General features: G+C 38.8%; 9 protein-coding genes. 7 read left to right on the forward strand and 2 right to left on the reverse strand.

What is annotated here, in order from left to right; genetic code table 11:
* Nucleotides 1-42: 42 nt before the first annotated feature.
* The 5 genes from QUB80_RS32445 (at nt 43) to QUB80_RS32465 (ending at nt 5,043) form a co-directional block, all read left to right on the forward strand.
* The gene (locus QUB80_RS32445) at nt 43-1,467 is read left to right on the forward strand and encodes an aldehyde dehydrogenase family protein (protein ID WP_289793569.1); all 1,425 of its coding nucleotides are present in this window, start codon (nt 43-45) and stop codon (nt 1,465-1,467) included.
* A 298-nt stretch (nt 1,468-1,765) separates the two neighbouring features.
* Nucleotides 1,766-2,212, forward strand: coding sequence for a DUF3598 family protein (locus tag QUB80_RS32450; RefSeq protein ID WP_289793570.1), 447 nt, complete (start codon nt 1,766-1,768; stop codon nt 2,210-2,212).
* Between the two features lie 169 nt (nt 2,213-2,381).
* A complete protein-coding gene (hisS, locus tag QUB80_RS32455) occupies nt 2,382-3,767 on the forward strand; it encodes a histidine--tRNA ligase (RefSeq protein ID WP_289793571.1) in 1,386 nt (461 codons plus the stop codon).
* A gap of 216 nt (nt 3,768-3,983) precedes the next feature.
* Nucleotides 3,984-4,181 carry a DUF433 domain-containing protein gene (locus QUB80_RS32460; RefSeq protein WP_289793572.1) on the forward strand — a complete coding sequence of 66 codons (198 nt, stop codon included), beginning with the start codon at nt 3,984-3,986 and terminating at the stop codon, nt 4,179-4,181.
* Between the two features lie 31 nt (nt 4,182-4,212).
* The gene (locus QUB80_RS32465; RefSeq protein ID WP_289793573.1) at nt 4,213-5,043 is read left to right on the forward strand and encodes an alpha/beta fold hydrolase; all 831 of its coding nucleotides are present in this window, start codon (nt 4,213-4,215) and stop codon (nt 5,041-5,043) included.
* 84 nt (nt 5,044-5,127) lie between these two features.
* Here the strand turns inward: QUB80_RS32465 and QUB80_RS32470 are convergent, their stop codons facing one another.
* Nucleotides 5,128-5,592 (reverse strand): RidA family protein, encoded by a 465-nt coding sequence (locus tag QUB80_RS32470; protein WP_289793574.1) that lies wholly within the window; start codon nt 5,590-5,592, stop codon nt 5,128-5,130.
* A gap of 252 nt (nt 5,593-5,844) precedes the next feature.
* Nucleotides 5,845-6,012: a hypothetical protein gene (locus tag QUB80_RS32475; protein ID WP_289793575.1), complete on the reverse strand. Its 168-nt coding sequence runs from the start codon at nt 6,010-6,012 to the stop codon at nt 5,845-5,847.
* Nucleotides 6,013-6,150: 138 nt separating this feature from the next.
* Here QUB80_RS32475 and QUB80_RS32480 point away from each other — a divergent pair, with 138 nt between their 5' ends.
* Nucleotides 6,151-6,945: an aspartyl/asparaginyl beta-hydroxylase domain-containing protein gene (locus QUB80_RS32480; RefSeq protein ID WP_289793576.1), complete on the forward strand. Its 795-nt coding sequence runs from the start codon at nt 6,151-6,153 to the stop codon at nt 6,943-6,945.
* Between the two features lie 18 nt (nt 6,946-6,963).
* Nucleotides 6,964-7,419 carry an antibiotic biosynthesis monooxygenase family protein gene (locus QUB80_RS32485; protein WP_289793577.1) on the forward strand — a complete coding sequence of 152 codons (456 nt, stop codon included), beginning with the start codon at nt 6,964-6,966 and terminating at the stop codon, nt 7,417-7,419.
* Nucleotides 7,420-7,599 lie beyond the last annotated feature (180 nt).

Consider the following 7,599-nt stretch of genomic DNA (forward strand, 5'->3'; position numbering starts at 1 on the left):
GGAGCAACAGACAATTAACTACTAACCACTAACAAATGACTAATGACTAAACCTATAGAAATTCGCAACCCTCGCACGGGGAAATATGACTACGTGATTGTACCTCCGCCCCCGATGCTGTTAACACAGTTATGCAACCGCCTGCGGCGATCGCAAAAAAGTTGGCAGCAACTTGGTTTAGAAGGACGAATTGAAACTTTAAAACAATGGAAACAAGCTATCATTTCTAATCAAGATAAACTCACCGAAGCTTTAGTAACTGATACGGGCAGGTTATCAATTTCGGAATTAGAAATTGGCTCGTTTCTCTCCAGCATTGATAGGTGGTGTAGATTAGCGCCAAAGCTATTGCAAGAAACCCAACAACACACATCAATACCGTTTATCGATATACAACAAACAGCAGTTCCTTATCCTTTAGTTGGGGTAATTAGTCCGTGGAATTTTCCACTGTTGCTTTCAACCATTGATACAATTCCGGCATTGCTAGCGGGTTGTGCGGTAATAGTCAAACCCAGTGAAATTACTCCCCGCTTTATGACACCGCTATTGTCAGCAATTAACGCTGTACCTCAATTAAGAGATGTACTAACTTTCGTTGAGGGGGGAGGCGAAACAGGTACTGCTATCGTCGAAAATGTCGATTTGGTTTGCTTTACAGGAAGTGTAGCGACAGGAAGAAAAGTAGGAGAAAAAGCGGCAAAACTATTTATTCCAGCTTTTTTGGAATTGGGAGGCAAAGATCCGGCGATCGTTTTGGAATCAGCAGATTTAGAATTGGCAACCTCAGCAATATTATGGGGTTCTGTTGTTAATACCGGGCAATCGTGTCTTTCAATTGAGCGAATCTACGTTGCAGAAACTATTTTTGAAGAGTTTGTTGAACTACTAACAGCCAAAGCCCAACGCTTACAATTAGCTTATCCCACAGTTGAAAGTGGAGAGATTGGCCCCATCATATCAGAAAGACAAGCAGCAATTATTAGCGATCATTTGTTAGATGCAGTGGAAAAAGGAGCAATCACACACTGCGGTGGTAAAGTTGAAGAGACTGGGGGAGGGGGAGGATGGTGGTGTCGTCCAACAGTTCTCACCGAGGTTAACCATGCAATGAAGGTGATGAGCGAAGAGACATTCGGCCCGATTATGCCCATAATGCCATTTTCTACGGTTGAAGAAGCGATTAGTTTAGCTAATGACACTATTTATGGACTTAGTGCAGCAGTATTTGCACAAGACGAAGCAGAAGCGATCGCAGTTGCCCAGTACATAAATGCAGGTGGTATCAGTATTAACGATGCAGCTCTTACCGCCTTGATATATGAGGGAGAGAAAAATTCTTTCAAATTCTCCGGTTTAGGTGGATCGCGGATGGGGGCAGCAGCACTCACGCGATTTATGCGTAAAAAAGCATTGCTTGTCAAAACAAAATCTATTCCCGATCCTTGGTGGTTTGATGCTCAGTAATATGGGGAATAGGGGACAGGGAACGGGGAAAATATTTTTATGGTGGATACTGGCTAATGCTGTTGGCGCGTTATATCCCCGCACCATTTCGCCTACGGTGCTCGTTGGGCTGGAAGTGGCTTAGTAACCGAAAAAAAGAGGTTCAAGCCTCCCATTTCAAGGAGAATCATCAAAAAGTTTGTCCGAATTTCAAGCTCTGTCTGATCATGGCGGAGCCAATTCAAAATCCAAATTCGACTGACGGGTATCATGCTTGTATGGTTATTTGTAAATCGCCATAAATGAGAGGAAAGTTATCATGTCTACCATCCGAGAGGAAATGCCTGTTCTTGCCCGCCATGAAGGAGATTGGGTAGGCACGTATATACTAGTCGATACAGAAGGAAAAATCCTCGATAAGCATGAATCTCACTTAACTTGCCAATTCCCAACAGATGGTTCCTACTCTTACTATCAGATCAATCGTTACAAATGGTCTGACGGGAAACAAGAAGAACATAAATTTCCTGGAATCTATCGAGATAAAACACTTTGGTTTGATACAGAACGCATCGAAGGCAAAGCCTGGGAAGTCGATGATTCCACAATTATTTTGTGGTTTTCTTATAAGGGAATACCAGGGATGTACTTGTATGAAATGATTCAAATTAGTCCTTGCAATAACTATCGCGCCCGTACTTGGCAGTGGTTTAAGAACCATCAGATTTACCAGCGCACCCTGATTCAAGAGGAACGGATGCGATAAAGTGAGTTGATAGTGGTAAGTGGTAAGTAGTCAGTGGTAAGTGGTTAAAAACTACTAAAACTAATTACTACCTATTAATATACAGACACTGCAAACAGCGTGTCTCTACCAACCACTAACTACTAATAATCCAAAATCTAAAATCTAAAATCCAAAATTGATTAAAGGCATGGCAAAAGGCGAAAAAATCAATTTTTCTACTCCTAGTGGCTTTCCCGAATTTCTTCCTGGTGAAAAGCGCTTAGAAGTGTATTTATTAGATACTATCCGTAGGGTATTTGAAAGTTACGGATTTACTCCTATTGAAACTCCGGCAGTAGAGCGCCTAGAAGTTTTACAAGCAAAGGGTAATCAAGGCGATAATATTATTTATGGTATTAGTCCTATTTTGCCTCCAAATCGACAGGCAGAAAAAGATAAAGCAGGAGAAACAGGTTGGGAAGAACGCGCTTTAAAATTTGACCAAACAGTTCCTCTGGCTGCGTATATTGCCCGTCACTTAAATGAATTGACATTTCCTTTTGCTCGTTATCAAATGGATTTTGTGTTTCGTGGAGAAAGAGCAAAAGATGGGCGTTTTCGTCAATTTCGTCAATGTGATATTGATGTAGTTGGACGTAGAGAATTGAGCTTGCTCTACGACGCTCAGATGCCAGCAATTATCACTGAAATATTTGAAGCTATCAATATTGGTGATTTTATTATTCGCATCAATAATCGCAAAATTCTTACTGGTTTCTTTAAGTCGGTAGGAGTTGAAGCTCACAAAATTAAATCTTGTATCAGCATTATCGATACATTAGAAAAAATAGGTGAAAATAAAGTTAAGCAGGAGTTAGATAAAGAGGAAATTTCACTTGAAAAAACGCAAAAAATTATTGATTTTATTAAAATCAATGGCACTGTTGATGAGATATTAGATAAACTCAAATATCTTAGCCAAACTATGCCGGAAGCCGAACAATTTAGTCTAGGAGTTACAGAATTAGAAACGGTAATTGCAGGTGTTCGCAACCTGGGCGTAGCTGAAAATCGTTTCTGTATTGATTTATCAATTGCTCGTGGGCTTGATTACTATACAGGTACAGTTTACGAAACAACCTTGTTAGGACATGAAGCATTGGGTAGTATTTGTTCTGGTGGTAGATATGAAGAATTAGTTGGAATATTTTTAGGTGAGAAAATGCCTGGTGTAGGCATTTCGATTGGCTTCACCCGCCTAATTAGTCGCTTGATTAAAGCTGGAATTTTAAATACTCTTGCACCTACCCCAGCGCAAGTGATGGTAGTAAATATGCAAGAAGATTTGATGCCACTTTATTTAAAAGTTTCTCAAGATTTGCGTAAGGTGGGGATTAATGTTGTCACTAGTTTTGATAAGCGAGGATTGGGTAAACAATTCCAATTTGCGGATAAGCAGGGAATACAATTTTGCGTGATTATTGGTTCTGATGAAGCAGCAGCAGAGAAATCCTCGCTCAAAGATTTGAAAACAGGGGAGCAAGTAGAAGTAGCACTGGTTAATTTGGCTGAGGAAGTGAAACGAAGACTTTAATTTGAAAGCTGTTTGAAAAAGAAGGTGAGGGGGGTAGGGGAGAGGGATTGGCAGTAAAAGTTAGTATTTCTGCAAACACCCGATCTACAACACTTAGGTTAATAAGTTGGTGGAATACGGGTTTATGTTTAGCGATCGCCCAATATTTGACACTGAATCTGTAGTACTTTAATTTTGCTGGCATGATAATAAAATAAAAGGTATCCGACCAAAACAATGCAAAACCAACCTATCGTATCCGATCCAAAAGTGATGATGGGAAAACCAGTGATTGCAGGAACTCGCATCACAGTTGAAATGATTCTCGAAAAACTTGCTGCTGGTGAGACTCCAGAGCAAATACTTGAAGCGCATCCGCGACTTACTCGTGAAGGAATTCAAGCCGCTTTGGCATCTAAAGATGAAAAAATCTGAGTTAAATTCAACCAAAATTAATCAGGTTGCTATGAACAAACCAATTAAGCGAGCTTTTTTGGATACTGAAGATGGGCAAATTCATTACAGAATTGGTGGTGAGGGAGAAACGCTTTTATTACTACATATGAACCCCCGTAGCAGTGATGAATATCGGGAATTAATGCCTATATTGGCACAAAAGTATCGCGTGATAGCAATGGATTTTATGGGGTTTGGTGATTCTGATAAACCACCAAGATTGTATTCAGTAGCAGACTACGCCAAAACAGTAATTGCGTTGTTTGATGAATTAGGAATTGAAAAAGCAAATCTTTTGGGAAACCATACGGGAGCTTTTGTTTCTGGAGAAGTAGCAGTAGCTTACCCAGAACGTGTTAATAAATTAATTTTATGTAATGTAGCTGGCTTTGGTGAAGTAGGAAAAGCCGATTTAATGAGGAGATTTAATAAAGGTTTTGTGATTAAAGAAGATGGTTCGCATTTGATGGACAGATGGTTAGCTCGTGCAAGGTATATAGGTTCTGCTGAGTTAAATCATCGATGGGTTCTGGATGATTTAAAATGTTTTGGCTATCCTTTGTATGCAGTTTGGGCTGTGGGAAATTATTGTATAGAGGCAGCAGAAAGATTTAGTTTAATTAAATCTTCAACTCTCATTCTCTGGGGAATTGATGATATGGAAGAATTTGAGCGCTTGGGTTTAGCATTAGCAAAAGATAGATATTTTCTCTCTCAAGCTATTCCTCATGGCAAAGTTGTTGAGTTTTCCAACGGAACTATTTGCATGATGAACCAAATACCAGAAGAAATTGCCAAGGTAGTACTCGAATTTTTGGATGGCGTAAATTTTGAAATTTAGTAATAAAGTATTACAATATCTCATGCTTCTCTAAGAAGTCGGGGATATGAATTTTTTTGTATTTTTTGATTTGTTTATATTAACTCAATTTATTTTCAATTTAGACAAAACAGCTGTACACTTAATCTCTACTATCAATCCTGGTGTAGATAAACCAGTAACACCAATACCAGTCCAGGTAGGATAGTTATTAGTAAAATAGCGGTCTTTTACTTGCATAAATAGTTGTAAAAATGGAATGATATATAATGGTTGACCAGAGGCGGTTACTTCAGCTTGAAATTCCCCTAAGCCAGCACCAGTAACATGGTAAGTAATCATTTCCACCACATCATCAAAGGTAGCCCCTGCTGCATCTAGCACCTTTTTGACGTTTTCAAAAGCTTGAACAAACTGAGCTTCTATACCTTTAACAATTTGCAAACTTTCATCTCTGCCTACCTGTCCAGAAATGTACAAAGTATTACCAATTTTAACACCAGGGCAATAATGAAATTTTTCATAGAGAACTTCCATACCCTTGGGAACAATGACTTCGCGAGTAGACATCACGAATTTCCTTATGATATTTGACTAGGAAAGAGTATAAGGTTTAGCAATAAAGCCTAGTTTAGAATATCTTGTGCTTTGCGGGAAATAAGAGTCAATAAATTTTGTGTGCCAAGTGGGGAGTAATACAGATGGCTAACCCTTCAGAATCGGGTGAATGGGCAGTGGTACTATAAGCTTTCAGACCTTTGATTGTGTAGTCTTGGAGGATTTGAGCGACTTCACAATGGAGACTAAGGCTGATGCGATCGCTTATACTATTTCACGAAAAGGCTGATATGGATGTACCCCACCGCCTACGGCACCTCCCCTTAGTAAGGGGAGGTTGAGAGGGGTTGAAGATGAATCACTCAAAAAGTGAAATGGTATTACTTCTGGATAGAATTCTCTGGGCTTAGTCAGACTAGGCATTTCAGACACAGTAAACCTCACACTAAAATAAGTACAGAACCTAAAATTTAAATACCCAAGGTTGATATCAGCACCATACTGAAACGCAGATAAAATTCCATCATTACTGTAACGTTTTGAATTCAATCATCTTCAGGAGAAGAAATAATGGAAAGTTTTAATGAGTATCATCTCGATCCAAAGCAATTTACTTTTCTAAAAAAGTTTGAAGATAACTGGCAAGCAATTAGAAATGAATTTACACACTTTATTAACAATGCATCTCCAGATGAATTAAAATTCACTTATGATGTTCTTGGCCCTAAAAGTAAAACAATTAAAACTAAGGGAAGTTCAAAATATAGTGCTTTTGGTATTTTATTTCAAGGTTTATTTATTGAAGAATATATCCAATTGCATCGAATAAAATATCCAGATTATAGTCCAGAGGATGCATCAGAAAAAGCACTTGTCTTAAGAGAAAAATATTTTCCAAATTTGGATAAGGTGATAGAAAAAGTGAACTTTAGTGATGATAATATCATCAGAAATGTTTATTTTGGTACATTCCATCCAGGCTTGGATATCAAGCTGCATGTTAACTATAACCCTCATATGAATCGCGGTTATTTAGGATTAATTGTGCCAGAGGGAGATGTGGCTATGAAAATATGCCACGAACAGCTTTATTGGCATGAAGGAGAATTCATGGTTTTAGATCACAGCTATCCACACTGTCCGCATAATTACACCAATTATGACAGGACTGTTTTGGTTGTAGACTTTTTTAAACCGGATCAGCCTAGAGAAGAAGTAATCCAATTTGAAAAAGAACAAGTTGCACAAAGGATGCAAGATAATCCTTACAGTTTGGGTGTTTTTGGGAAAAGCGATCGCGCTAAGGAAGAAGATTTTATTAAGTATGGTTTAGCTCATCAGTTGGAGTGGGATAAAGCCTTATAAGCTGAAGAGAAAATAATTATGCAACAGAAAAAAATCGCTGGTATCTTTTTTGGATTAGCATTTTTTATTTGTATATCACCGCTTACTTCTTTTGCAGAGGTTAATAACTCTCCAATTATTGGACAAACAAATAATACTAATCTTCCAGCAAATAAAGTCATTGCACGCATTTGGCATGGTAGAACTCTGACTACTAAAGCAGATGAGTACTATACTTATCTCAACGAAGCTGGAATTAAGAAAATACTAGCGATTCCAGGCAATTTAGGAGCGCAAGTACTTCGCCGCACTGATGGCAAGATTACAGAATTTACTGTGATATCCTATTGGGAATCACGAGATGCAATTCGTAAGTTTGCTGGTAATAATATTGAAAAAGCAAGATATCTTCCTAGAGATAAAGAATATCTGCTTGAACTTGAGCCTAATGTTAAACACTTTGAGGTTTTACTTGACGATCGCAAATTTAAATAGAAGGCAGAAGGTAGGAGGCAGAAGGCAATCCGTATGAAACAAGTTTTATCACCAAAGATGAAAGAGGTTTTTTCTCCTACAACGCCACATGCTTTATGCCGGGAAACCCTTTCGCCAGTCGCTACAAGTCGGCACTAGACGCGAAGCGGCTTCCCGGAGGGTAGCCGCCCAACGCGCTGG

Source organism: Chlorogloeopsis sp. ULAP01 (assembly GCF_030381805.1).
GTDB lineage: Bacteria > Cyanobacteriota > Cyanobacteriia > Cyanobacteriales > Nostocaceae > Chlorogloeopsis.

What these genes read in the sequence shown, in the direction of transcription:
- QUB80_RS32450 (WP_289793570.1), top strand. Translation starts at nt 1,766, where the DNA reads ATGTCTACCATCCGAGAGGAAATGCCTGTTCTTGCCCGCCATGAAGGA.
- QUB80_RS32480 (WP_289793576.1), top strand. Translation starts at nt 6,151, where the DNA reads ATGGAAAGTTTTAATGAGTATCATCTCGATCCAAAGCAATTTACTTTT.
- QUB80_RS32460 (WP_289793572.1), top strand. Translation starts at nt 3,984, where the DNA reads ATGCAAAACCAACCTATCGTATCCGATCCAAAAGTGATGATGGGAAAA.
- QUB80_RS32485 (WP_289793577.1), top strand. Translation starts at nt 6,964, where the DNA reads ATGCAACAGAAAAAAATCGCTGGTATCTTTTTTGGATTAGCATTTTTT.
- QUB80_RS32445 (WP_289793569.1), top strand. Translation starts at nt 43, where the DNA reads ATGACTAAACCTATAGAAATTCGCAACCCTCGCACGGGGAAATATGAC.
- QUB80_RS32470 (WP_289793574.1), bottom strand. Translation starts at nt 5,592, where the DNA reads ATGTCTACTCGCGAAGTCATTGTTCCCAAGGGTATGGAAGTTCTCTAT.
- hisS (WP_289793571.1), top strand. Translation starts at nt 2,382, where the DNA reads ATGGCAAAAGGCGAAAAAATCAATTTTTCTACTCCTAGTGGCTTTCCC.
- QUB80_RS32465 (WP_289793573.1), top strand. Translation starts at nt 4,213, where the DNA reads ATGAACAAACCAATTAAGCGAGCTTTTTTGGATACTGAAGATGGGCAA.